This is a genomic window from Streptomyces sp. NPDC107528, assembly GCF_055639295.1.
Genome location: NZ_JBVKAV010000017.1, coordinates 123,873 through 147,040 on the forward strand (window position 1 = coordinate 123,873; position 23,168 = coordinate 147,040).

Annotated in this window: 25 protein-coding genes and 1 pseudogene; 13 read left to right on the plus strand and 13 right to left on the minus strand. The window is 71.6% G+C overall.

All coding sequences use genetic code 11. The annotated features are described in order from the left end of the window. The first annotated feature begins 73 nt into the window (after nucleotides 1-73). Complete coding sequence (locus tag ACZ7L5_RS41320; protein WP_328880819.1) at nucleotides 74-373, plus strand: hypothetical protein; 300 nt, start codon at nucleotides 74-76, stop codon at nucleotides 371-373. A gap of 335 nt (nucleotides 374-708) precedes the next feature. Continuing rightward, nucleotides 709-1,059: a hypothetical protein gene (locus tag ACZ7L5_RS41325; RefSeq protein WP_471523778.1), complete on the plus strand. Its 351-nt coding sequence runs from the start codon at nucleotides 709-711 to the stop codon at nucleotides 1,057-1,059. Between the two features lie 148 nt (nucleotides 1,060-1,207). Here ACZ7L5_RS41325 and ACZ7L5_RS41330 read toward each other — a convergent pair whose 3' ends face one another. From ACZ7L5_RS41330 to ACZ7L5_RS41340, 3 genes are all read right to left on the minus strand, one after another. Further along, on the minus strand, nucleotides 1,208-1,513 hold the full coding sequence (locus tag ACZ7L5_RS41330) for a hypothetical protein (RefSeq protein WP_328880821.1): 306 nt from the start codon (nucleotides 1,511-1,513) through the stop codon (nucleotides 1,208-1,210). A 292-nt stretch (nucleotides 1,514-1,805) separates the two neighbouring features. Continuing rightward, the gene (locus ACZ7L5_RS41335; RefSeq protein ID WP_384191804.1) at nucleotides 1,806-2,090 is read right to left on the minus strand and encodes a hypothetical protein; all 285 of its coding nucleotides are present in this window, start codon (nucleotides 2,088-2,090) and stop codon (nucleotides 1,806-1,808) included. A gap of 211 nt (nucleotides 2,091-2,301) precedes the next feature. Continuing rightward, a complete protein-coding gene (locus tag ACZ7L5_RS41340) occupies nucleotides 2,302-2,787 on the minus strand; it encodes a hypothetical protein (protein ID WP_471523780.1) in 486 nt (161 codons plus the stop codon). A 435-nt stretch (nucleotides 2,788-3,222) separates the two neighbouring features. Here ACZ7L5_RS41340 and ACZ7L5_RS41345 point away from each other — a divergent pair, with 435 nt between their 5' ends. The 6 genes from ACZ7L5_RS41345 (at nucleotide 3,223) to ACZ7L5_RS41370 (ending at nucleotide 8,520) form a co-directional block, all read left to right on the plus strand. Next, nucleotides 3,223-4,011, plus strand: a complete 789-nt coding sequence (locus tag ACZ7L5_RS41345; protein WP_471523782.1) for a hypothetical protein — start codon at nucleotides 3,223-3,225, stop codon at nucleotides 4,009-4,011. 75 nt (nucleotides 4,012-4,086) lie between these two features. Continuing rightward, the gene (locus ACZ7L5_RS41350; protein WP_328426784.1) at nucleotides 4,087-4,368 is read left to right on the plus strand and encodes a hypothetical protein; all 282 of its coding nucleotides are present in this window, start codon (nucleotides 4,087-4,089) and stop codon (nucleotides 4,366-4,368) included. A gap of 74 nt (nucleotides 4,369-4,442) precedes the next feature. Further along, nucleotides 4,443-5,723, plus strand: a complete 1,281-nt coding sequence (locus ACZ7L5_RS41355; RefSeq protein WP_471523784.1) for a wax ester/triacylglycerol synthase domain-containing protein — start codon at nucleotides 4,443-4,445, stop codon at nucleotides 5,721-5,723. Between the two features lie 26 nt (nucleotides 5,724-5,749). Then, nucleotides 5,750-6,043 carry an acyl carrier protein gene (locus ACZ7L5_RS41360; protein ID WP_362388271.1) on the plus strand — a complete coding sequence of 98 codons (294 nt, stop codon included), beginning with the start codon at nucleotides 5,750-5,752 and terminating at the stop codon, nucleotides 6,041-6,043. Continuing rightward, complete coding sequence (locus tag ACZ7L5_RS41365; RefSeq protein WP_471523786.1) at nucleotides 6,040-7,248, plus strand: beta-ketoacyl-[acyl-carrier-protein] synthase family protein; 1,209 nt, start codon at nucleotides 6,040-6,042, stop codon at nucleotides 7,246-7,248. The genes ACZ7L5_RS41360 and ACZ7L5_RS41365 overlap by 4 nt, the downstream gene beginning before the upstream one ends. A 27-nt stretch (nucleotides 7,249-7,275) precedes the next feature. Further along, nucleotides 7,276-8,520 carry a wax ester/triacylglycerol synthase domain-containing protein gene (locus ACZ7L5_RS41370; protein WP_471523788.1) on the plus strand — a complete coding sequence of 415 codons (1,245 nt, stop codon included), beginning with the start codon at nucleotides 7,276-7,278 and terminating at the stop codon, nucleotides 8,518-8,520. A gap of 13 nt (nucleotides 8,521-8,533) precedes the next feature. Here ACZ7L5_RS41370 and ACZ7L5_RS41375 read toward each other — a convergent pair whose 3' ends face one another. Next, nucleotides 8,534-9,457 (minus strand): aminoglycoside phosphotransferase family protein, encoded by a 924-nt coding sequence (locus ACZ7L5_RS41375; protein ID WP_471523790.1) that lies wholly within the window; start codon nucleotides 9,455-9,457, stop codon nucleotides 8,534-8,536. Nucleotides 9,458-9,475: 18 nt separating this feature from the next. Between ACZ7L5_RS41375 and ACZ7L5_RS41380 the strand changes: the two genes are divergently transcribed. Then, complete coding sequence (locus ACZ7L5_RS41380) at nucleotides 9,476-10,882, plus strand: NAD(P)/FAD-dependent oxidoreductase (protein ID WP_471523792.1); 1,407 nt, start codon at nucleotides 9,476-9,478, stop codon at nucleotides 10,880-10,882. Between the two features lie 91 nt (nucleotides 10,883-10,973). Here ACZ7L5_RS41380 and ACZ7L5_RS41385 read toward each other — a convergent pair. The 3 genes and pseudogenes from ACZ7L5_RS41385 to ACZ7L5_RS41395 all read right to left on the minus strand — a co-directional run. Further along, nucleotides 10,974-12,460: pseudogene (locus ACZ7L5_RS41385) on the minus strand (MFS transporter); the annotation flags it as partial. Between the two features lie 97 nt (nucleotides 12,461-12,557). After that, nucleotides 12,558-13,538 carry a zinc-binding dehydrogenase gene (locus ACZ7L5_RS41390; RefSeq protein ID WP_471523794.1) on the minus strand — a complete coding sequence of 327 codons (981 nt, stop codon included), beginning with the start codon at nucleotides 13,536-13,538 and terminating at the stop codon, nucleotides 12,558-12,560. A 73-nt stretch (nucleotides 13,539-13,611) separates the two neighbouring features. Next, nucleotides 13,612-14,781 (minus strand): FAD-dependent oxidoreductase, encoded by a 1,170-nt coding sequence (locus tag ACZ7L5_RS41395; RefSeq protein WP_471523796.1) that lies wholly within the window; start codon nucleotides 14,779-14,781, stop codon nucleotides 13,612-13,614. A gap of 174 nt (nucleotides 14,782-14,955) precedes the next feature. Here ACZ7L5_RS41395 and ACZ7L5_RS41400 point away from each other — a divergent pair, with 174 nt between their 5' ends. Next, nucleotides 14,956-15,678 carry a pentapeptide repeat-containing protein gene (locus ACZ7L5_RS41400; protein ID WP_328880833.1) on the plus strand — a complete coding sequence of 241 codons (723 nt, stop codon included), beginning with the start codon at nucleotides 14,956-14,958 and terminating at the stop codon, nucleotides 15,676-15,678. Nucleotides 15,679-15,949: 271 nt separating this feature from the next. On the opposite strand, the gene ACZ7L5_RS41405 is transcribed toward ACZ7L5_RS41400, so the two are convergent. Then, on the minus strand, nucleotides 15,950-16,450 hold the full coding sequence (locus ACZ7L5_RS41405) for a hypothetical protein (protein ID WP_471523798.1): 501 nt from the start codon (nucleotides 16,448-16,450) through the stop codon (nucleotides 15,950-15,952). A 418-nt stretch (nucleotides 16,451-16,868) separates the two neighbouring features. Here ACZ7L5_RS41405 and ACZ7L5_RS41410 point away from each other — a divergent pair, with 418 nt between their 5' ends. Then, complete coding sequence (locus ACZ7L5_RS41410) at nucleotides 16,869-18,272, plus strand: M1 family metallopeptidase (protein ID WP_471523800.1); 1,404 nt, start codon at nucleotides 16,869-16,871, stop codon at nucleotides 18,270-18,272. Nucleotides 18,273-18,311: 39 nt separating this feature from the next. Here ACZ7L5_RS41410 and ACZ7L5_RS41415 read toward each other — a convergent pair whose 3' ends face one another. From ACZ7L5_RS41415 to ACZ7L5_RS41425, 3 genes are all read right to left on the minus strand, one after another. Beyond that, a complete protein-coding gene (locus tag ACZ7L5_RS41415) occupies nucleotides 18,312-18,785 on the minus strand; it encodes a hypothetical protein (RefSeq protein ID WP_471523802.1) in 474 nt (157 codons plus the stop codon). 6 nt (nucleotides 18,786-18,791) lie between these two features. Further along, the gene (locus tag ACZ7L5_RS41420) at nucleotides 18,792-19,769 is read right to left on the minus strand and encodes a bifunctional GNAT family N-acetyltransferase/NUDIX hydrolase (protein ID WP_471523804.1); all 978 of its coding nucleotides are present in this window, start codon (nucleotides 19,767-19,769) and stop codon (nucleotides 18,792-18,794) included. 176 nt (nucleotides 19,770-19,945) lie between these two features. Next, entirely contained in the window at nucleotides 19,946-20,521 is a 576-nt protein-coding gene (locus tag ACZ7L5_RS41425; RefSeq protein WP_107906089.1) for a TerD family protein, read from the minus strand. Between the two features lie 159 nt (nucleotides 20,522-20,680). Between ACZ7L5_RS41425 and arfB the strand changes: the two genes are divergently transcribed. Together arfB and ACZ7L5_RS41435 are read left to right on the plus strand one after the other, a co-directional pair. Then, on the plus strand, nucleotides 20,681-21,118 hold the full coding sequence (arfB, locus tag ACZ7L5_RS41430) for an alternative ribosome rescue aminoacyl-tRNA hydrolase ArfB (RefSeq protein WP_328426811.1): 438 nt from the start codon (nucleotides 20,681-20,683) through the stop codon (nucleotides 21,116-21,118). Nucleotides 21,119-21,247: 129 nt separating this feature from the next. Beyond that, nucleotides 21,248-21,400 carry a hypothetical protein gene (locus ACZ7L5_RS41435; RefSeq protein WP_471523807.1) on the plus strand — a complete coding sequence of 51 codons (153 nt, stop codon included), beginning with the start codon at nucleotides 21,248-21,250 and terminating at the stop codon, nucleotides 21,398-21,400. Between the two features lie 479 nt (nucleotides 21,401-21,879). On the opposite strand, the gene ACZ7L5_RS41440 is transcribed toward ACZ7L5_RS41435, so the two are convergent. After that, on the minus strand, nucleotides 21,880-22,386 hold the full coding sequence (locus tag ACZ7L5_RS41440; protein ID WP_471523809.1) for a GNAT family N-acetyltransferase: 507 nt from the start codon (nucleotides 22,384-22,386) through the stop codon (nucleotides 21,880-21,882). Between the two features lie 64 nt (nucleotides 22,387-22,450). After that, nucleotides 22,451-23,050 (minus strand): flavin reductase family protein, encoded by a 600-nt coding sequence (locus ACZ7L5_RS41445; RefSeq protein WP_384191838.1) that lies wholly within the window; start codon nucleotides 23,048-23,050, stop codon nucleotides 22,451-22,453. Between the last annotated feature and the right edge of the window lie 118 nt (nucleotides 23,051-23,168).

Genomic DNA, 23,168 nt, shown 5'->3' on the forward strand with positions numbered 1-23,168 from the left:
CTACGGTTCGTTTGTATATGCTCACATTAAGTAGTCAACCAGGGCTTCGTGCCCGGGAAGAAAGGGTCAAACTATGCGCAGGTTTCAGCGCGTTGCGGTCGTAGCCGCAGCGGTCGCAGGACTGTCCGCCTTCGGTGCCGCCGGCAGTGCCTTCGCTCACGAGGGCGACGGCTTTGACGGTCAGATCGTCTCCGCTGTGTCCACGTCGACGGCCAACGCCGTTGCCACGTGGGGTGCTCCGGCCGACAAGGCGCAGGCTGCCCCGCACGCCGCTCCGGAGGCTGCTCCGCAGGTCGCGCCGGAGGCCGCTCCCAAGGCCGCCGCGCCGGAGTACGGCTACGGCGAGTACTCCGCTCCGTACGCCGCTCAGTAAGAAAGTCCCGAGGGTTCGGTGCGCGAGTTTCAGGGCACTGCGAATGTCGTCGTGACCACCGCGGGGCGGGCGGCTCCCAACTGCGAGCCGCAGTCGGCCCCTTAGGGCATCGCCTCGGAGCGTCGCGACGGGCGCATCGAAATCCGTCGGAACACCGTTATGCATATCGCGCGATCCGAACCCCTGCTCCTGGACCGGATCGAGCTGTTTTCGACGGTGTGCTGGACAACACCCTTAGCAAATGCAGCCCGGACGCGCGGCAGACCCATCAGGGTGCGCGTCCGGGCTGCAGCAGTTTCCGTATCCGACCTTCTCCTTGCAAAGGAACGCCGTACATGACCGGTCGACAGAAGATCGCAACCGTCTCGGGGATCCTCGGGGCTCTCGCCGTGATCTACAGCGGTGCCGCGCCGGCGTATGCCGACGACGACTCCAAGGGTGCCTGCACGCTCACCGCGCAGGGGGACATCGTCTGCGTCAAGAAGAGCGAGGTCGTCCGCGACGACAAGCGCAACGGCTACGTCGTCAAGCAGAAGCACGACTGCTCGACGACGGAGCGTCCGCGCTTCACGCTCCCCGAGGACCACATGCTGGAGGGCGGGTCCACCACGAGCGGGCCGGTAGTGGAATGCAACAACCGGGCGGAGCTGCCCAAGGGCGTCAAGATCCCCAAATTCGACTTCTGAGGCGCGCTTTACGAGGCGCGAGCACACGATGCCGGACCGGGCATGAGCCCGGTCCGGCATTTCGTTCTTTCCGGGGCCGTGCCCGGCCGGGAAAAGACCGGTGCCCCGGCCTGGGGCCGGGGCACCGGGGGAGGCGTGCGGCGCTACGTCACTTGCCGCCGACGGTGTTGCTGCAGCCCATGGACGAGCCCAGGCCGGTCTCCTGCGTGCCGGGGTTGCCCTCGCCGTTCAGCAGGTTGCCGCCCAGGCCGTTCGCGATGCCGACCTGGCCGAGGATGTCCACGTTGGCGTCGTGCGACTTGCAGTTGCTGCTCTGCAGGACGCTGAAGCTCGAGCCCGTGCCCTTGTCCTTCTGGCCCCAGCCGCCTCCGTCGGCGTGGGCGACGCCGGCGCCCAGGAGTCCGACGCTCCCGAGAGCGGCGACCAGGACGGCGGCCTTGTGGAGCTTGTGCATATTCATCTCCGGTGGAGTGGAGTGGGTGCGATCTCTGGGAGATCGACTTCGAACAGTTACGGAGGCTAATAGGAAATATTTCGCAGAAATGGGCGGCACGCCGAATCGGGGAAAGTCTCACCATCTTGGCCGATGGATAGTAAATTCATATTGTTGTAAGGTGGCCGGGAGAATTCGGGGATAATTGCGGCGCATATGCGTGACACGAAAAAGAGTCCCGGTACCGGGCCTGAGGCTCGGTACCGGGATCTGTTTCCCGCTTCGGTCGACTAGGCGACCGTCAGTGCCTGGATCAGAAGGCGCTGTTGTTGCAGCCCATCGACGAGCCCAGGTGCGTGTCCTGCGCGCCCGGGTCGCCCTCGCCGTTGAGCGCGCTGCCCAGCAGGCCGTTGAGGACGCCGACCTGGCCGAGGACGTCGAGGTTCAGGTCGTGCGACTTGCAGTTGGAGCTCTGCAGGACGCTGAACTTGCCGCCGTCCTTGCCGCCGTGGCCGTCAGCGGTGGCCGTCCCGGCGCCCAGGAGTCCGACGGTGCCGATGGCAACGGCCACGACGGCAGCCTTGCGAAGCTTGTGCATGTCATCTCCGGTGGAGTGAGGTGGGTGCGATCTGTGCGAGATCGACTTCGTACAGTTACGGAAGATTAATACGAAGTATCCCGTTATGTCCCGGAGGCACGCCGGGGCTCGTGATCTCGTGGCAGAAGCACCCGGAAGCCGCATCGCCAACCGTGGCGTGAAGTGAAAGTCCTGGTCACAGCGGCTCGTTGAGTCCCCCGAGCCGCGCGCCCTAGCGCGACTGGGCGTGGGCGAAGGAGTTCGCCTGGCTGTTGGCCTGGTCGCAGTCGACGCCGCGGGTCTCGGCGGCCGCGAGGACGGCGACCGGGACGGCCGCGTTCAGCACGGACTGCGGGCTGCATTCCTGGTACGGACGGAACAGGTTGGCCTGCTCCAGCGGGCCGGCCGGCGCCGCGGCGGGCTGCTGGTTGACCTGCGGGCTGATCTTCGGGCTCAGTTGGGGGTTGACCTGCGGGCTGACTTCGGCGCCGCGCTGCGGAGCCGGGGCCGCCTGCCGGTGCGGGGTCGGCGAGTTGGAGGACTGCGCGGTCGCCTGCGAGCGGGTCCACGAGGCGGCCTGGGTGTCCGGCTGTCCAGCGGGTGCCGGAGCACCGCCGTACCCGAGGGGTACGTCGCCGGCGACGCTGGGCGCGACTCCGATGGCCGACAGACCACTGGCTGCTGCTACGACGAGCGCGACCTGATGAAGCTTGCGCATGGAACCCCGGCCCTTCATTGACCTGTGCTTGGAACGTATGGAAATGCGGCTGCGATGGACCACCGCTCTGACCCTGTGGGGGGAACGAGCCAAATGCGGGGCCGGTCACGTGAGTCGGGGCGTGGTCACCCGTTTGCCAGAGGGTGTTATTCGTCGACAAGCCGCAGAGCCTTTTATCGGATCGATGGCAATGGAGTGACGGAAATCCCGATCCCGTGACCTGGCCGGAGAAAAGTCGTTGCCAGCTGAGAGAGGGCAGCGTCCTGGAATCAGAGAGAGGCAACGGGATCCGCTGCCTGCTCCGGCGTGAAGTCCACATGACAGCTCAGGCATTACCCCTGTAAGGGCGCAGTACGAATATCAGACTGAGCGCACGCATGACTGCACTGAATACAACGGATTTCCCTGTACAGGTAATGAAGGGCCGAGGGTTCCATGCGCAAGCTTCACAAGGCCGCGCTCGTCGTAGCAGCGGCCGGCGGTCTGACCGCCATCGGCGCCGGCGTCAGCGAGGCCGCCGACTATCCCGTCGGGTACAGCGGTGCTCCGGCGCCCGCTCCTGAGTATCAGGCGCCTCAGTACGCTCCGGCGCCTCCTCCCCAGTACGCGGCGCCCCAGTACGCTCCGGCGCCCGCTCCTCAGTACCAGGCACCGCAGTACGCCCCGGCGCCCGCCCCGCAGTACGCGGCGCCCCAGTACGCACCCGCGCCGGCTCCGCATTACGCGCCGCCCCAGCAGAGCGCTCCGCAGGCGACGGCGGTGACCAGGTCGACGGGCACCGCCCAGGTCACGCGTCCGCAGCCGGCACCTCACTACGCGCCCCCGGCGCCTGCCCCGGCGCCCGCTCCGGCCCCGCAGCAGCAGAGCGGTTACGCCTCCGCCTCGGCCACCTCGGGCGGCTACGCGCAGGCCTCCGGCTCGCCGCAGTCCTCGGCGCCGGCCGCCGCGCAGCCGTCCGTTCCGCAGGTCGTGCCGCAGGTCACCCCGCAGACGGCGCCGCAGGTGATGCCGCAGGTCGCTCCGCAGGTCTCCGCTCCGCAGGTCTTCAACCCGGAGCCCGCGCCGAAGGTCGCGCCGCAGGTGAACCCGCAGGTGAACCCTGAGGTGAACCCGCTCATCAACCCGCTGATCTCGCCGGCCAGCGCTCCGCAGGTGCCCGGGCTCGGCCTCGGCCAGGTCGCGGCGCCTCCGGTGGGCCAGCTGGGTCTGCCCCGGCTCGGCTGACAGCCGTTCCGTAAGTCTCCACCGTTCCACAGCGTTTTGCTGCACCCCCACTTCCGCTCGACCAACGGAGAAGAAATGCGCAAGCTTCAGAAGGTCGCCCTCATGGGCGCCGTCCTCGGCAGTGTCGGCTCCTTCGGTGTCGGCACTGCCGTCGCCCACGGTGAGGGGCGGGCTCACGACGTCGACATCACGCAGGGCATCGAGTGCCGCTCGCACGACATGAACATCGACGTCCTCGGCAGCCTCGGTCTCATCAACGGCGCGCTGGGCAACGCCCTCAACGGCGAAGGCTCCCCGGGCGCGCAGCCCAGCCACCTCGGCTCGGACATGGGCTGCAACAGCGGAGCGCTCAAGTAGACCGTACGAAGAGTTCGGTTCGACGCCCGCTCCATCACGGGGCGGGCGTTTGGACTACGAGCCGGAGAGACCGCATGAGACTGTCCTACGCCGACGAGATGCTGCTGTTCAACGGGTGTCCGGGCGTCATCGGCCTGGCGGTGGTCCTCTCCGGCGAGCAGCCCGACGTGGATCAGGTGCGGGCCCGTGTCGCCGAGCGGTGGGCGCGTCTGGAGCGGATGAACTGCGTGCTCGACGGTCCGGAGGGCGCCGGCGCTGCGGCACGGCAGGGGCCGTTCGGCCGGCCCGGGCGGATGCGGTGGGTCGTACCGGGGCCGTTCGATCCCGTCGCGCATGTCGCCGTGGCGCGGCACAAGTTGGACGACCTGTGGGCGGAGATTGTGGACCGGCCGCTCGCCGGCGGGGTGCCGCCGTGGCGGCTCTTCGTCGTTCCGGACGCGACGCACGGCGGTGACTTCGCCCTGGCGCTCGTGGCCCAGCACGCGCTGCTGGACGGGCGTTCCCTGGCGACGCTGTTGCGCTCGTTGATGGACGGCCCCGTGGCGGCGCGGGAGCCGGCCCGGTCGGTGCCCCTCGCGCGGACCGGGCTGCTGATGGCGGGGCGTGAGCTCAGGACGATGACGGCCGCGGGGCAGGCCCTGCCGATGCGGCTGCCGGGGCAGACGTGCTCCTCGGTCGCGGTGACGGAACTGCCCGCGCACACGGTCCGATCCGCACGCAGGCAGCCGGCCGACGGCCGAGGCGCGACGCTGAACGAACTGCTGGTGGGCGCCGTGGCCGGGGCGCTGCGGGCGCAGTACGGTCCGGTGCGGCGGTGGCGGCAGCGGGACGAGCCCGTCTACACGGCCGTCCCGTGTGACCTGCGCAGTCGGGCGAACACGGGGGAACTCGGGAACACCCTCACGGTGGTCCGGGTGCCGCTGCCCGTCGACGTGGACGGTCCCGTGGCGCGGCTGCGGGCGTGTCAGGCCGCGATGGCCACCGTCCCCGACCGGGCCGCCGTCCACGCGAACGTGCTGTTCCCCGCCGCAGAAGCGGTTCGCCGGACGGGCTCCTGGGTCACCAGGTTCCTGGCCGGCCGCAGCCGGCACTCCTGCTTCGCGGCGACCGCGACCACGGCCATGAAGTGGCCGGGCGGACCGAGCACCTTCCAGGGCCGCCGGCTGGTGCGCACGGTCGGGCTGCCGCCCCTGCAGTACCCGGGCACCGCCAGCCTGACCCTGGCCCAGGCGGGGGACGCGTTCACGCTCACCGTGGTGTGCAACCTGCGCCCGAACGACGCGGGACGGCTCGCGGAGGCGGTCGTCACGGAGTTCGAGACATGGGCCCGGACGGCGACGCCGTCAGTGCCCTGACGGCACCAGGAGATGGAGGCAGTTGCATGGAAGCGGAACACGGCGGCGTAGCGGAACACGGCGATGTATGGGAAGCGCTGCGCCCGCTGTGCGCGCGGGTGATGTCGGTGCCGCCGGAGGCGGTGGTCCCGCAGGCCCGGCTGGTCGCCGACCTGGGAGCCGACAGCCTGGACATCACCGAACTGGAGGCGGCGTCGGAGGAGTTGTTCGGGGTGTCCCTGCGGGGGACCGACAAGGCCGCGGTGTCCACCGTGGGTGATGTCGCCGACCTCATCGTGCGGATGCGTACCCCTGACGCCCGCAACACCCTCGCCCGATGACCGGCCGACCCGCGGTCGCCGTCACCGGCCTGGGAGTCCGCTGCGGGGCCGGAGCGAGCCCGGCGGCGCTCTGGGAGAGCCTCGTACAGCGCCGTTCGGCTACGCGGCTGCACGCGTTCGACGACGAGGGCGCGGTCCGCTACCCCGCCTGCCCGATGACCGACTTCGACCCCACGGGCTACCTCGCGCCCAAGGAGGTACGGCGGGCGGACCGGTCGGTGCAGCTGGCCGTGTGCGCGGCCGTGGACGCCGTCGAGGACGCCGGGGGGCTGCATGTCGGTCCCGGGCGGCGGGCGGTGGTCACCGGTACCGGGTACGGCGGGGTGATCAGCCAGGAGAACGGCATCGGGCATCCCGACGTGCTCTACGCGCCCCGGCTGATGAACAACGCGGGCGCGTACTGGATCAGTGCCCGCCTCCGCATCACCGGGCCCAGCCTGACGATCTCCACCGCCTGTGCCTCGGGCACGCATGCGGTGGGTGAGGCGATGCAGATGATCCGGGCGGGGTGCGCGGACGTGGTGGTGGCAGGGGGCCATGACAGCCCGCTGACGCCCACGACCGCGCTGGCCTTCGGGCGGTCCGGCGCCATGGTCACCGAGAGCGACGATCCCGCTTCCGCGTCACGGCCGTTCGACATCGGGCGACGCGGTTTCGTCCTCGCGGAGGGGGCGGCGTTCCTGGTGCTGGAGCGGCTGGACCTCGCCCGCGCGCGGGGCGCCCGGATCTACGCCACGCTGACCGGATACGGACGTACCTCCGACGCCCACCACCTCACGGCACCGCATCCCGACGGGGCGGGGGCGCGGGCGTGCATGGAGCAGGCGCTCGCCGACGCCGGTACGACGGCCGACGCCGTCACCCACGTCAACGCGCACGGCACCGGCACCGAGCTGAACGACCTCGCGGAAGCGCAGGCCATCGCGGCCCTGTTCGGCCCCCGTGCGGTGCCGGTCACCGCGCCCAAGGCGGTGACCGGGCACGGGCTCGGGCTGGCGGGAGCGCTGGAGGCCGTGATCACGGCGGTGTCCGTGCGGGAAGGGCTCGCGCCTCCGACCGCCCATCTGACGCGGCTGGATCCCCGGTGCGAACTGGACGTGGTCACCGGTGAGCCGCGCAAGATCCTGGACGGGCCGGTGCTCAGCAACAGCTTCGCCTTCGGCGGTCACAACGCCACTGTCGTGTTCGACTCACCCCGCGGTTGATCACGAGAGCACGAGAGGTTGTGGAACATGCGGCTGACCGCTGTCGAGGAAGGGCACCTGCGCAACGGAATGCCGGGGACGATCGGTATCGCCGCGGTGTTTCCCGGTGAGCCGTTCGACCTGGCGCAGGTGCGGTCCCGGGTCCGCGACCGGTGGGGCGGGCTGGACCGGATGAGCCTGGTGCTCGGGCGTCCCGGCGGGCCGGCCGCGCTGTCGGGCCACCGGTGGCGGACGGCCCGGCCGTTCGATCCCGGGGTGCACGTCAGCGCCACCGATCAGGACCTGAGGTCCCTGCTCACCGACGGTGTCAGCGACCTGCTGCCGCCCGAACGGCCCCTGTGGCGGCTGCTGGTCACGCGGCAGGGCATCGTGCTGCTCGCCCATCACGCCCTGCTGGACGGCAGATCCCTGGAGACACTGTTCCGGCTGCTGATGGACGACGCCGTCACCCCGAGGGCCGGCGTCGCGGCCGGGGCGGACCCCGCCGCGGTCGTACGACAGCGGCCGCGCGTCGGAGCCGCCACGGTGTACCGGGAGTTGCGGCGCATCGGGTTCCCCGGCCAGCCCCTGCCCGCGGTGCCCGACCTGCGGCCCTCGGTGGCCGTGGTCGAGCTCGACCCGCAGGTGATGCGGGCCGCCCGACGCCAGCCGGCCGGCGGGCGCGGGGCGACCCTCAACGAGCTGCTGCTGAGCGCGTACGCCGGTGCCCTCCACGCCTGCTACGGGCCCCTGCGGACCTGGCCGAAGGCACCGACCCCGCTCTACGCCACCGTGCCGGTCGACCTGCGGACCCGCCAGAACGCGGGCCAACTCGGCAACGGAGTCACCGCACTGCGCATGCCGCTGCCCGTCGACGTCGAGTCCCCGGTGGCGCGGCTGCAGGCGTGCCAGGACGAGGTCGCGGGGTTCGACCGCCGCTGCGACGCCCACCGCGCGTTCCTTCCCGCGCTGAAGGGCGCCGCACGGACCGTGCCGTGGCTGGCCGGGGTGATGGCCGAGCGCCTGGCCCGCCCCGAGCTCACCACCAGCCTGTGCACCGCGTTCAAGTGGCGGGACAACCCGAGCCGCCTGCACGGCCGCCCGCTGGCCCGCATCGTTCCCCTGCCGCAGCTGTCCCCGCCCGGCACGGCGAACCTCTGCCTCGTGCACACCGCCGACGCCTACACCCTCACCGTCGTCAGCCACCTGCGCGCCGGTGACGCCGAGATGATCGGTGACGCGGTCGCCCAGGAACTGAAGGCGGTTGCGGCGTCTGCCGCGTGGGTGAGCTGAGGGCCGCGGTCGGTCAGCCGCGCGGCGGGCGCAGCCTTCTGGCGATTTCCAGTTGCTCCTCGTCCAGCGGGCGGCCGTCCTCGATGTCCCAGAGGGAGTTCTGCAGAAGCCGGCCGTACGTCCATGCACGCGCGCGTGCCCGGTCCAGGCCGAGGACGTCGGTCATGGCGTCGAAGCGCCAGCGGATGTCGTCGGCGTCGAAGCGGTTGGCGAGGGCGGGCCACAGTTCGAAGCCCGGGTCGCCGGCGAGGGGCTTGGGGTCGATGGCGAGCCAGGGGGCGCGTGCGGAGGCGAGGACGTTCTCGTCGTGGAGGTCCCAGTGCAGGAGGCGGTCGCCGGGCTCGTCGACGACTTCGCGTACGGCGGCTGCGCAGTCGGCGACGACACGGCGGGCCTCCGGGTCCGGGATGCGCTCCAGCGCCCCGGGCGTCTGCTCCAGCATGTCCTGCGCGATGTCGCCGAGGCGGCGCAGGCCGGCGGGGGCGGTGAAGGACGTGAGGTGGGCCAGCAGACGGGCGATGACCAGGACCGACTCGTGGATGTCCGGCTGGTGGGCGAGCATGCGGGACGAGTCGAGGCGTTCGAGGAGCATGGTGCCGGTGGCCTCGTCGTGGTCGAGGAGGCGTACCGCCCCGTCGCCGTCCCACAGGCGCAGGGCGACCGGCTCGCCCTCGCTCTCCTCGTCGAGGAGTTGCAGCTTCAGCACGGCCCGGGTGCCGTCCCGGCGGGTCACGGGGAGGACCAGGGCGCTGACCCCGTGCATCGGCCGTCCGTCGACCGTCAGGTCCCAGCGGTCGAGGAACGCGGCCGTCAGGTCCGGCAGCCCGGCGATGAAGGCACGGCCCGCCTCCCCGTTGTACTCCTGCTGTGATGCGGCGAGCTCCTGAGGAATGTCGATCACTTCGCGGACCCTACTGGGCTCCCGGAATCGGCTCACGCGAATTAACGTCCTCCCATGAGCAGCTCGGTCAACGGTGCCGTGAACGGCGCCATCTCCTTCTGGTACGCGCACGACGGCCTCCCCTCGGTGCGTGAGCCGCTCGCGGGGGACACCTCCGCGGACGTGGTGATCGTCGGCGGCGGGTACACGGGACTGTGGACGGCGTACTACCTCAAGAAGGCCGTCCCCTTCCTGCGGATCACCGTCCTGGAACAGAAGTTCTGCGGCTACGGCGCCTCCGGGCGCAACGGCGGCTGGCTGTACAACGGCATCGCGGGCCGCGACCGGTACGCGAAGCTGCACGGCCACGAGGCCGCCGTACGGCTGCAGCGCGCCATGAACGACACCGTCGACGAGGTCGTACGGGCCGCCGCGGAAGAGGGCATCGACGCCGACATCCACAAGGGCGGGGTGCTCGAAGTCGCGCGTACACCGGCCCAGTTGGCGCGACTGAAGGAGTTCCACGCGCACGGGCTGTCGTACGGCGAGAAGGACCGCGAGCTGTACGGCGCCCGCGAGACCGCCGAGCGGATCCGGGTGGCCGACGCCGTCGGGTCGACGTGGACGCCGCACGGCGCGCGTCTGCACCCCGTCAAGCTGGTCAAGGGTCTCGCGGCGGCCGTCGAGGCGCTGGGCGTGACGATCCACGAGCTGACGCCGGTCACGGAGATCCGGCCCAAGCACGCGGTCACCCCGTACGGCACCGTCCGTGCGCCCTACGTCCTGCGCTGCACCGAGGGCTTCACGGCGGGCCTCAAGGGCCAGCGGCGGACCTGGCTGCCGATGAACTCGTCGATGATCGCCACCGAGCCGCTGTCGCCGGAGCAGTGGGAGTCGGTGGGCTGGGCGGGTCTGGAGACGCTCGGCGACATGGCGCACGCCTACATGTACGCGCAGCGCACCGCCGACGGGCGGATCGCGCTGGGCGGGCGCGGGGTGCCGTACCGCTTCGGCTCGCGCACCGACAATGACGGCCGCACGCAGCCCGAGACCATCGAGGCCCTGCGGGAGATCCTCGTCGGGTTCTTCCCGGCACTGGCCGGGGTGCGCGTCGACCACGCCTGGTCGGGCGTCCTGGGCGTACCGCGCGACTGGTGCGCCACCGTCACGCTGGACCGGTCGACGGGGATCGGCTGGGCGGGCGGCTACGTCGGCTCGGGCGTGGCCACCGCCAACCTCGCCGCGCGCACGCTCCGCGATCTCGTCCAACTGGACTCCGGACAGGGCCTGCAGACCGACCTGATCGGCCTGCCCTGGGTCGGGCACAAGGTCCGCAAGTGGGAGCCGGAGCCGCTGCGGTGGCTCGGTGTGCAGGGCCTGTACGCCACCTACCGGGCCGCCGACCGGCGGGAGCGGGTGAGCGGGGCGGGGGAGTCGTCGCGGCTGGCCCGGGTGGCGGACCGGGTGGCCGGGCGGCACTGACACGGGCGCCGCAGGGGCGGTGGGTGGGGGAGGGGCTCCGCGGTCCGGTGGGGCCCCTCCCCCCGTTTGTGGAGGCCGGTCGGGGCGGCCGTCAGGCCACCGACTCCGGGATCTGCGCCTCCTGCGCGGCACCGTGCTTCGGGGGTTTCGCCGTCACCATCAGGGCCGCGATCACACCGGCCAGCAGCATGAAGGCGGCGGCCCACCAGATGGCGACCGTGTAGCCGTGCACGATGCCCTCCTTGGTGACCAGGGCCCGGCGGGCCGGGTCGGTCAGGTGGGCGGTGATGTAGGCGGCGCTGCTGGTGGTGGCGATGGTGTTGAGCAGGGCCGTACCGATCGAACCGCCCACCTGCTGCGAGGTGTTGATGGTCGCGGAGGTCACGCCGGAGTCCTGCGGGGCCACGCCGGCCGTCGCCGTGGCGAAGACCGGCATGAAGATCAGGCCCATGCCGAGGCCCATGAGGATGAGGGCGGGCAGGATGTCGCTCGCGTAGGAGGAGTGCACCGTCAGCCTGGTCAGGAGCACCATGCCGATCGCGGCCAGCAGGGCGCCCGGGGCCATGAGGAGGCGCGGCGCCACATGGTCCAGGAGCCGGGCGGCGATCTGGGTGGAGCCGGTGATGATCGCGACCGTGAGGGGGAGGAAGGCGAGGCCGGTCATCACGGGCGAGTAGTCGAGGATGACCTGGAGGTAGTAGGTCATGAAGAGGAAGAGACCGAACATCCCGATGACGGCCAGCGCCATGGTGAGGAAGCAGCCGGCGCGGGTGCGGTCCTTGATGATGTGCAGCGGGAGCAGGGGCACCGGGGCCCTGGTCTGCCACCAGACGAACGTGGCGAGGAGGCCGGCTCCGACCACGAAGAGGGTCAGGACCAGCGGGTCGGTCCAGCCGCGCCGTTCCGCCTCGGCGAACCCGTAGACGATGGCGACCAGGCCGCCGCAGCCGAGCAGCACGCCGGGCACGTCGAGGCGGGCGCCCGCGTGGCCCGGGCTGTCGTTGAGCAGGGTCAGCGCGCCGAAGACGGCGATCACGGCGATGGGCACGTTGACGTACAGGCACCAGCGCCAGTCCAGGTACTCGGTGAGCAGACCGCCGACGATGAACCCGATCGCGCTTCCGCTGCCGGCCAGGGCCCCGTAGATGCCGAAGGCCTTGCCGCGCTCCTTGGGGTCGGTGAAGGTCGTCGTCAGCAACGACAGCGCCGACGGGGCCAGTACGGCGGCGAAGACGCCCTGGAGGGCGCGGGCGCCGAAGAGCATGCCGGCCGAGGTGGCGGCACCGCCCAGTGCGGAGGCCGCGGCGAAGCCGACGAGGCCGATGACGAAGGTGCGTTTGCGGCCCACCAGGTCGGCGATCCGGCCGCCGAGCAGGAGCAGTCCGCCGAAGGCCAGGGTGTACGCGGTGATCACCCTCCCCCACTGCCTTAAAGGCGTGGGGGGACCCCCAGGCGGTTGCCGTCGGATATCCCGAGGTCTTCCCGCGCGGACGGGAGCGCGATGTTCACGATGGTCGCGTCCAGGACGACCATGAGCTGCGCGAGCGCGATGATCACCAGACCCCACCAGCGGCGGGGTCGACGTCCCGGGTGTGTTCACCCGTTCGGGTGACGGTCACCCGGCCAGAAGACCATGATTCGGGGGGTATCGCATCTGGGGAGTGCTTGTGGCCGGTCACGGCTCCAGCACCACCTTTCCGGTGGTCGCACGGGTTTCGAGGGCGCGGTGCGCGGCTGCGGCCTCGGCGAGCGGGAAGCGCTGCACGGCCGGGGTGAGTCGGCCCGCGGCGGCCTCGGCGAGAGCGCGCAGTTCGAGGGTCTGCACGGGGTTGGGGCCGCCGGCCCGGCGCATCATCGCGGGGCCGAGGACGTTCTCGGAGACGCCGTCGACCAGGTAGGGCTCACCGTCGTGCAGCCCTTGGCCGGACCAGCCGAAGACGAGGTGCCTGCCGCCCGGCGCGAGCAGGGCGACGCACTCGCGGGCCACGTCGCCGCCGACGCCGTCGAAGACGACCGTGGCACCCCGGCCGCTCAGGAAGGCGCGGACCTTCCCGGGCCAAGCCGGGTCCGTGTAGTCGACGGCGAGATCGGCGCCGTTGTCCCGTACCCGGGCCGCCTTCTCCGGCCCCCCGGCCAGCCCCACGACTATGGCGCCGGCGTTCTTCGCGTACTGCACGAGCAGCGTGCCGATGCCGCCGGCCGCCGCCGGGACCAGGGCCACGGTCTCCGGGCCGAGCTCGGCGAACTGCAGGATCCCCATCGCCGTACGCCCCGTGCCGATCATGGCGACGGCCTCGGCGAAGTCGAGGTTCTCCGGGATCTCGTGGACGCGGTCGACGTCCGTGACGGCGAGTTCGGCATAGCCGCCCGGGGCGAATCCGAGGTGGGCGACCACGCGCTTGCCGAGCCAGAGCCGCGCGACGCCCTCACCGAGGGACTCGATGACTCCGGCGACCTCACGGCCGGGGATCGTGGGCAGCGTCGGCGGCTCGGGTGCCGGGCCCTGGATGCCCTGGCGCAGGGCCGTGTCGAGCAGGTGGACGTCGGCCGCCGCCACGGCGATCCGGACCTGGCCGGGGCCCGGCACGGGATCGGCGACCTGCTCGTGGGCGAGGTTCTCGGCCGGGCCGAAGGTGTGCAGTCGGATGGCGTGCATCTGGATCCCCCAGGAGACGGGCCACGTGGACGGGCCATGTGCTCGGAAGCTGTCGAGGAGCCAGCCTTCAACCTCAAGCTTGCTTGAGGTCAAGGGCGTTCCGGCCGAGGGCCAGGGAGACGGCCGTGAGCGCGCTGTTGAAGGAGACCTCGGACAGGACGCCGGGAGCGGCGACCTGGTCACCCGCCAGGTAGAGCCCGTCGCCCCGGTCGACGGCCGGACGGTCGCGCCAGCTGGTGCCGGGCAGGTCGACGGCGCCGGTACGGCCGCTCGCCACGGACTCGCGCCGCCAGGTGACCCGCTCGCGCCAGCCGGAAAAACCGAGGTCGAGGAGCTGCTCGGCACGCGCGATGCCGGCGGCCCTGCTCTCGTGCGGGGCGATCGGGATCTGCCCCTGGATCAACTGCTCACCGGCCGGTGCCAGCGACCGGTCCTGCGCGGTGAACCGCTCCAGCCACCCCGTCCCGTCGAGATCGGAGACGGCGAAGGCGTCCCCGCGCCGGGTGCGCACGGCGAGGTCGATGAGTGCCGTACGCCCGCTGGTCCACGTCAGCGAGTCGTCGCCGAGGAGGCGGCGGGCGGCGTCGAGGGAGGTCGCGACGACGACGGGCGCGTCGGTCGTCAGGCCGTCGAGGCTGTCGATGCGGGAGAGGGTCTCCATCCGCACCCCGAGGTTCCACGCCCGGGCCGCCATCCGGTCGATCATGGTCGCCCAGCCGCCGCGCGGGTAGTGCGCCTCCGGCGGCAACTTGGTGGCCCGGCGCAGCCGTTCCTGCACGAACGCGGCCGACAGGGCGCCGGGGTCGTGGTGGAACAGCGCGACGGCGGAGTAGTGCGCGGCGGCACTTGCGCCCTCCTCGCCGGCGATGCCGGTGGCCCACGTCATGAAGTCGACGTCCACGGGCGCCTGCGGCAGGCCCCGCCGCAGCAGCTTGAGCATGGCGAACGGCGGAGTCCGGCGCAGGACGCCCCGGTGCCGCAGCCGCAGCCTGGCCGCCTCCAGGGGCGGGATCGGCGCGAGCGGCCCGATGAGGTCCCGCTGCTTGAGCCAGGCCCAGTGCGGGCCTCCGCTGTAGAGGGCGTGCGGTCCTTCGTTCGTCCGGTACGGCCCGTCGGCGGTCCGCGCCCGCCCGCCGAGGGTGTGGTGGGCTTCGTACACGGTGACCTTGGCGCCCGCCTCCGCGGCGGTGATGGCCGCGGTGAGTCCGGCGAAGCCGCCGCCGACGACGGTGATGCGGTGCATGGCTGGGGGTCTCCCTCGTGCTCGGGGTGGCCTTGCTTCCCTGTTCTGTGAGTACGACGGTCCTGGGCGCGCGGAATGTGACATGGGGTGGTGGGGGTGCTGGGCCCGGGCGGGGTCGGCGGGGCGTCGGTGCAGGTCGGAGGGATTGTCAGTGGTGGGGTGCAGCATGGGGGCATGGCGAGGCGAGCGATGGGTGCGGGCGGCGGTTCCGGCGGGGCGGGCGGTCCGGGCAGGGGCGGCGGCGTGAAGCGCGCGCGGCGGCCCGAGGTGCGGCTGCCGCGGCTGGAGCCGTTCCGGGACGGGGAGTTGGAGCCGGACGGCGACTACGACGGCCTGGAGTTCCGGGAGGAGGACCTCACCGGACAGGACGGCGGGGGCGCCCGCTTCATGGACTGCGCGCTGCGGGGCTGTGCCCTGGACGAGACGAGACTGCACCACGCCCGCATCCTCGACTCGGTCCTCACGGGCCCGCGCGGTGTCGGGACCGACCTCGCCGAGTCGACCTTGCGCGATGTGGAACTGGTGGACGCCCGGCTGGGCGGGGTGCAGCTGCACGGGGCGGTGCTGGAGCGGGTCGTGATCCGCGGCGGCAAGATCGACTACCTGAACCTGCGCAAGGCCAAGCTCAGAGACGTCGTCTTCGAGGGCTGCGTCCTGGTCGAGCCGGACTTCGGGGGCGCCCGGCTGGAGCGGGTGGAGTTCGTGGACTGCGCGCTGAAGGGGGCGGACCTCACCGGGGTGACCCTGACGGACGTGGACCTGCGCAGGGCGGGCGAGCTGGACATCACGCGGGGGGTGGAGCGGCTCGCCGGGGCGGTGATCAGCCCTTCGCAGCTGCTGGATCTGGCGCCGGTGCTGGCGGCGGCGGTGGGGGTGCGGGTGGAGGCTGACGAGTAGGGCGAGGGGCACGGGGTCCAGGGGGCGCGGGGCGAGAAGGCTGGTGGCCGGACGCCGGTGTGCGGTGCCTGGGCGCCTGCGGTATGATCAATCCTGAGCTGGTCGCCGGAACTCGCGGTGGTCGGTGTTGCGTTGGTGGTCCAAGGAAAGACGTCCCGCTTCCTGCGGGGAGATGCAGGTGCAAGGCCTGCCCGGCGCTCGGATCAGGAGCCCCATCCCACGTTGTTCGGGATGGGGCTCCTTCGTTGTCCGTGTCCGTCGGGCGGCTGGGCTACGCCGGCCTGGGAAAGCGGGCCTGGAGGGTCCAGATCGCCGGGTTCTCGGCCAGGTCCTCGTGCAGGTCGATCAGGTCGGCGATCAGGTCATGCAGGAAGTCGCGGGCCTCGCGGCGCAGTTCGGTGTGCGAGAAGGTCAGCGGGGGCTCCTCCGCCCGCATCCAGTCGGCCTCGATGTCGACCCAGCCGAAGCGGCGCTCGAACAGCATGCGGTCGGTGGACTCGGTGAAGTCCAGTTCCGCGTGCTGGGGGCGGGCGGCGCGGGAGCCGGCCGGGTCCTGGTCCAACAGCTCCGCGATGTCGCACAGGGCCCAGGCGAAGTCGAGCACCGGCACCCATCCCCAGGCTGTGGACAACTCCCGGTCCGCCTTGGTGTCGGCGAGGTAGACGTCGCCGCAGAACAGATCGTGGCGGAGGGCACGGACGTCCGCGCGACGGTAGTCCGTCTGCGGGGGGTCCGGGAAGCGGTTGGAGAGGGCGTAGCCGATGTCGAGCACGGGGGTGATGGTGTCACGGGTCGGTGCGGGGCGTGATTGCGAGGTGGGGCGGCTGCGCGGTTCGGGGTGCGGGCGGGGCGGGGGTGTGCTGGCCCGGGTGAGGCATGGCGGTCGGTGGGGCCGGGGGGTCGCCTTGTACGCGGAGTGACGGGTTCGCGCCCCGGATGCGGGCACGGAACGGGGGTGTTGCGGCTCCGGTGCATGTGCGGCGGCCGGTGGCGCCTGGCGCGCGCAGGGGTGGGGCTGACGGTTTCGCGGTCCGGGTGCAGGCATGTGGGCCGGTGGTGCCAGGTCTCGTGCCGTGCGCCGAGGTGACGGTGTCGCGGCTCGCATGCAGGCATGTGGGCCGGCGGTGTCGTGGGGCGGGGCTGGGCGCCGAGGTGACGGTGGTGTGGTCCGCGCTCATAGGATCACTGGTGTGTCCCGTTCCGTGCCTGTTCCGGCCATCGCCTGTGGTGTGCTCGCCCTCGTGCTCACCGCGTGCGGCGGCGTCCACGGCACCCCCGGTGCTTCCGGTGTGCGCGACCCGTACTTCCCCAAGGCCGGCAACGGTGGCTACGACGTCACGCACTACGACCTCGACCTCGCCTACGACCCCGACGACCGCCGCCTCACCGGCACCGCCGAGATCACCGCACGTGCCGGCAAGGACCTCTCCGCCTTCGACCTCGATCTGAAGGGCATGGACGTCGAGCGGGTCACGGTGGAGGGCGAGCGTGCCCGCTGGAGCCGTAGCGGCGAGGAGGTCGTCGTCCGGCCGCGCGACGAGCTCGGCGAGGGCGAGACCTTCCGGCTCACCGTCCGCTACTCCGGCACCCCGCAGACCGTCACCGACCCGGACGGCTCGGAGGAGGGCTGGCTCCCCACCGCCGACGGTGCGCTCGCGCTCGGCGAGCCGACGGGGTCCATGGCGTGGTTCCCCGGCAACCACCACCCGTCCGACAAGGCGTCGTACGACATCGCGGTGACCGTCCCGAGGGGGCTCCAGGTCATCTCCAACGGTGAGTTGGCCGAGCGGACCACCGGCGGCGGGCGTACGACGTTCCACTGGCGCGCCGCCGAGCCGATGGCGAGTTACGTGGCCACGCTCGCCATCGGGGACTACGACATCCGCCGCTCCAGCGTGCCGGGCGCGGCCGGCAGGGCGCTGCCCGTCTACACGGCCGTAGCCCCCTCCCAGGCCCGCTCCAGCCGTGAAGTCCTGGCCCGGCTCCCCGAGATCGTGGAGTGGGCCGAGTACAACTTCGGTCCCTACCCCTTCTCCTCCACCGGCGCGATCGTCGCCCGCGAGAACGCCTCCGCCTACGCCCTGGAGACCCAGAACCGGCCCGTCTTTCCCGGCGCCCCCGGCACCGAACTGCTCGTCCACGAGCTGGCCCACCAGTGGTTCGGGAACTCCGTGACGCCGGAGAGCTGGCGGGACATGTGGCTGAACGAGGGCTTCGCCACGTACGCGGAGTGGCTGTGGCAGGAGGACAACGGCGGCGACAGCGCGCAGGAGACCTTCGACGCCCTGTACGACCACGGCGAGGACGAGTACGAGGACCTCTGGTCCTTCCCGCCCGCCAAGCCCAGGAGCGCCGCGCACATCTCCGGCGAACCGGTCTACCAGCGCGGCGCGATGGTGCTCCACAAGATCCGCCAGGCCGTCGGCGACGACACCTTCTACGACATCGTCCAGGGCTGGACGGCCGAACACCGGCACGGGAACGCGGACACCGGGGACTTCACCGCGTACGTGGAGAAGACGGCCCCGGACGAGGACTTCACGTCCGTCTGGGAGGACTGGCTCTACGGGGACGGAAAGCCCGAGCAACCGTGACGCCGGCGCGCCGGCCCGCCGTCCCGTTGGGACGGCTGCTCAGGATCCCCGCTCCAGATCCCGCCGCATCGCCGCACGGGCCGCCCATATCGCCTCCGCGTGCTTGAGCCGCCGCTCCTGCAACTGCGGTGAGTCGAGCGGTGGATCACCGGCTGCGAACGCGTCCTGGAGGTCCCGCAGGGTCGCGTAGACCGCCTCGAGCAGGTCGGACATCTCCTGCGGCGCGCAGATCAGGGCGGTCTCACGGGCCTCGTCGCAGCCGGAGGACCTGAACGCCTCCCGCACGGCCGTCTCCCGTGCCGCCTGCGCCTGGCCGCGGCCGGTGACCGCCGCGGCGTGCATGGCCTCGTAGGCCAGGCGGTACTTCGTCAGGACCGTCACATAGATCTGCCGGCGTTCCTGCCGGGTCCGGTCGGTCAGGTCCCGGCGCCAGCGGGCGCGGTCCGCGAGCAGCGTCGAGCCGACACCGACGAACGCGCCGAGGGCGGTGCCTGCCAGGGGCGTCCAGTCCACGGTGGTTCAGGCCTCCCCGCCCGCTTCCCACTCGTCCAGCAGACGGGCCAGGTCCGGGGGCCACAGGGGTTCCGGGGCCTTGGCGAGGTCTGCCCGGGGCCACCACTGACCGGTGAGGATGCCGTCGGCGGCGTGGGCTGCGGGGAGGCCGGGGCCGGTCGGGTCCCGGTGCGGGCCACGGGTGACGTAGATGTGCTCGTGTTGGCGGACCGGGGTGCCGGAGTGGGTGAAATCGTGCTCCCAGGTGCAGAGCAGGGGGCCCAATCCGAGGTCGGTCCAGCCGGTCTCCTCGCGCAGTTCGCGCAGGGCTCCCTCCTCGGGTGTCTCGTCCGCCTCCAGGCCGCCGCCGGGCAGGGCCCAGTGGACGCCGACCTCGACGTTGTCGTACCGGAACATGAAGACCGAACCCTCCGAGTCGAGTACGGCGACTCGGGCGGCCTGGCGCGGGGTGCGCGGGGCGCTGTCGGGATCGGTGAGCGGCTTGCGCAGGACCGTGCAGGCGCGGCCGAGCTGGAGGTCCTCGCCGTACCCGATGACCTCGTAGTCGAGGGCGGTCCAGAAGGCGATGGCGCCGGGGTTGTTGTCGAGGACCGCGAGGCGTACGGCCGTACGGCCCGCGGCGCGCAGGCGGTCCTCGACGAGGGCGGCCAAGCGGCGTCCGTGCCCCTGGCGTTGGGCGCTCGCGTCCACCATCAGCAGGCCGATCCACGGATCGGGGTCGGACGGGTCCGGGTGCCGGCCGAGCGTGATCACGATCCCGACCAGCTGCCCTGCACTGCGGGCCAGCAGGACCTCCACGTCAGGGTTGACCAACTCGTCGGCCAGCGCGGCCGCCACCTGCTCGGGCCGTACGTCGTCCGGGTCCGGGAACTCGCCGCTGAGCGCGTGGAACTCACGGTTGGAGGCGTACAGCGCGGTGAGTTCGGTGAGGAGCGGGGCCGGGATGTCGTGGTCGGGGCCGAGGGGGAGCGGGTCGAGGATCACGTGGGGCAACCTATCGAAGACATGAACGATCGAAGACGGGGATGATCGAGGCGGCCTTGGACGATCGAGGCGCTGGGCGACCGATCCCCTGGACGATCGAGGCGCTGGACGATCGAAGTCCCAGAACGCCGGAACCCCCGGCCGAAGCCAGGGGTTCCTGCACAGCGAGGCGTCCGTCAGACGTTCACGCCGAAGTCCTGCGCGATGCCCACCAGGCCCGAGGCGTAGCCCTGGCCGACGGCGCGGAACTTCCACTCGGCGCCGTTGCGGTAGAGCTCGCCGAAGACCATGGCGGTCTCGGTGGCCGCGTCCTCGGACAGGTCGTAGCGGGCGATCTCGGCCCCGCCGGCCTGGTTGACGATGCGGATGTAGGCGTTGCGGACCTGGCCGAAGTTCTGCGAGCGGTTCTCCGCGTCGTAGATCGAGACCGGGAAGACGATCTTGTCGACGTCGGCCGGGAGGCCGGCCAGGTTGACGTTGATCGCCTCGTCGTCGCCCGCGCCCTCGCCGGTGCGGTTGTCACCGGTGTGGACGATGGTCTGGTCCGGGGTCTGCTTGTTGTTGAAGAAGACGAAGTGTCCGTCCGAGTAGACCTTGCCCGTGGGGTTGACCGCGATCGCCGAGGCGTCGAGGTCGAAGTCCGTGCCGGTGGTGGTGCGGACGTCCCAGCCGAGGCCCACGGTGACGGCGGTCAGGCCCGGTGCCTCCTTGGTGAGCGAGACGTTGCCACCCTTGGACAGGCTTACAGCCATTGTTGGGAGTCCCTTCCCTCGTTGCGGTACGGCTAGAAGCTACAGCTACCCCTATGAACGCGGAGAGGGGTACCTCAAGTTCCAGGTGTCTTTACTTTCTTTGCCAAAGAGCACCCGTAGGGGATATTCGGGTGACGTGGACCGGACAGAAGCGGGAACATGTACGGCATGTCTGGTCCGTACGTCATCCGTGGCTCCGTCTCCCTGCCCGAGGCCGAGCTCATGTGGCGTTTCTCGCGATCTAGCGGCCCTGGGGGCCAGCACGTCAACACCAGTGACTCCCAGGTCGAGCTGCGGTTCGACCTGGCGAGCACGGCCGCGCTTCCCGAGGTGTGGAAGCAGCGGGCGCTGGAGCGGCTGGCGTCCCGCCTCGTCGACGGTGTCCTCACCGTCCGCTCCTCCGAGCACCGCTCCCAGTGGCGCAACCGCGAGACCGCCGCCGTCCGCCTCGCCGCCCTCCTCGCCGAGGCGACGGCCCCACCACCGAAGCCGCGCACGCCGACCCGCATCCCCCGCGGCATCAACGAACGCCGGCTGAGGGAGAAGAAGCAGCGCTCGGAGACCAAGCGGGGGCGGACGGGGCGGGGCTGGACGTAGTCCCGTCGGCGCCGCCTGTCCCCTCCGCCGTGCGGGGGAGACGGTCGCGACCTTCGGACGATCCGCGGACACCGGATCGGTGGCGACGATCGAGGCGCATACCGTCACCGTCCGGATTGGATCCTCATCGTGCTGAAGTGGACCCTGCGCGCTGTCGCCGTCCTCGCCATCGTCGCCGCAATCGCCACCCCGGTCGCCGTACTCGCGCCCGCACCCGAAGCAGCCGTCGCCTCACCCGCTGTCGCCGTCACGTCCCCGTCCCTCCATTCGTCAGCGCAGTGACGACGGACTGCGACGACGGACCGCGGCGGCCGTGGCTCACCGGATGCTCGGGTCGGTCGTCGAGGCCGAGGACGCGGTGCAGGAGGCGTGGTTTCGGGTGAGTCGGTCCGATACCGCCCGCATCGACAACCTCGGCGGGGCCGACCTGGCCGGGCGGCGCAGGCAGCGCGAGGTGGTCGGCGCTCTCCTCGCCGCCGCGCGGGAGGGGGACTTCGGGGGACTGCTGGAGGTCCTGGGCCAGGACGTCATCGCGCGCACCGAGGCCGGGGTGGCCAGGGGGGCGGCGGCGGTGGCGCGGGGTGCGGCGACGTTCGGGTCGCTTGCCGGTGTCGCGCAGCTCATGCTGGTCGAAGGTGCGGCGGGGGCCGTCGTGCCGGCCGATGGCCGGGTGGAACGGGCCCTGCGGTTTGCGTTCGTACGGGACCGGATCGCCGTGATCGACATCGTGACGGACCCCGAGCGGGTGTCCCGGCTCGACCTCAGGCCGATCTGGCCGGCGCGGTGCCGGTGCGGTCCAGCTCCAGCACGCCCACCGTCTCGCCCTCGCTCGTCTCGCCGTTGGGGCGGAAGCCGAGGCCCAGATAGAAGCCCTCAGGGCCGTTCTCGCCGGGGTGCCAGGTGACGTAGAGCTGCCTGCCGCCCCGGCGGCGGAGCTCCGCGGCCACCGACTCGACCGCGAACCGGCCGTACCCCCGGCCCTGTTCGTCCGCGGCGATGTTCAGCCGCCACAGCCCGGAGCGCAGGAGGCTGCCGTCGCCGCGCCAGTCGATGTCGAAGAAGGCCATCAGGAAGCCCACCGGGCGGTCGTCGTCGACGATCAGGCGGGGCCAGGCGACGCCCGCGGGGTGGGCGTATGCCTCGGCCAGGGACTGCATCACCGGGGAGACCGCGAATTCCTGTTCAGGGCGAACGCGTATGCCGGTGGCGGCCTCGAAGTTCGCGGGTGTGATTTCTTCGAGGCGCGGCGCGGAAGTGGTCGACGTCATCCCGGCACCGTAAGGCGGATGATCAGTTCCCCGCCATGGAATTGCGAACGGTCCCGTCCGCTGATCATCCCAACTGCCGGTAACGGCCCCGGAAATACGTAAGCGGCCCCCCGTTCGCACTCGGCAGAGAGGCCGACAGGACGCGGCCGATCACCAGTGTGTGGTCGCCTGCCGTCACGCGCTGCTCGGTGCGGCACTCCAGGGTGGCCAGGGCGCCGCCCACGAGCGGGGCGCCGGTCTCCTCGCCGCGGACGTACGGGATGTCGGCGAACAGCAGGCGGTCGCTGACGCGGCCTTTCATGGCGAAGCGGCCGGCGATGTGGCGCTGGCTCTCGGCGAGGACCGAGACCGCCCACAGCGGCTGCTCGTCGAGCAGGTCGTCCATGCGGGACCCCTCGCGCACGCTGACCAGGACCAACGGCGGGTCCAGGGACACCGACATGAACGCCGTGGCCGTCATGCCGACGTCCTCGCCGACGGGTGCGTGCGGGTCGTCCGGGTCCAGCGGCGGCTCCAGCGCGGTCACCAGGACCACACCGGCGGCCAGCCGCGACATGGCGGCACGGAACTCGTCGTTGCTCACTCCCTCAGCATGCCCGGCGGCGCTGCGCGAGGCGGGGAGGACGGCGGTCACGGGCGGCGCGGGCGGTGAAGTGTTCGGCACGCCGAAAACGCTAATGTCGGCACTGCGCACCCGGCATCGGGCCTTCGCCCGAGAACGGACCGGGACGTGGTCCTAGGACCATGGACCGACGACTGACGTACCTGATCAAGACCGTTTC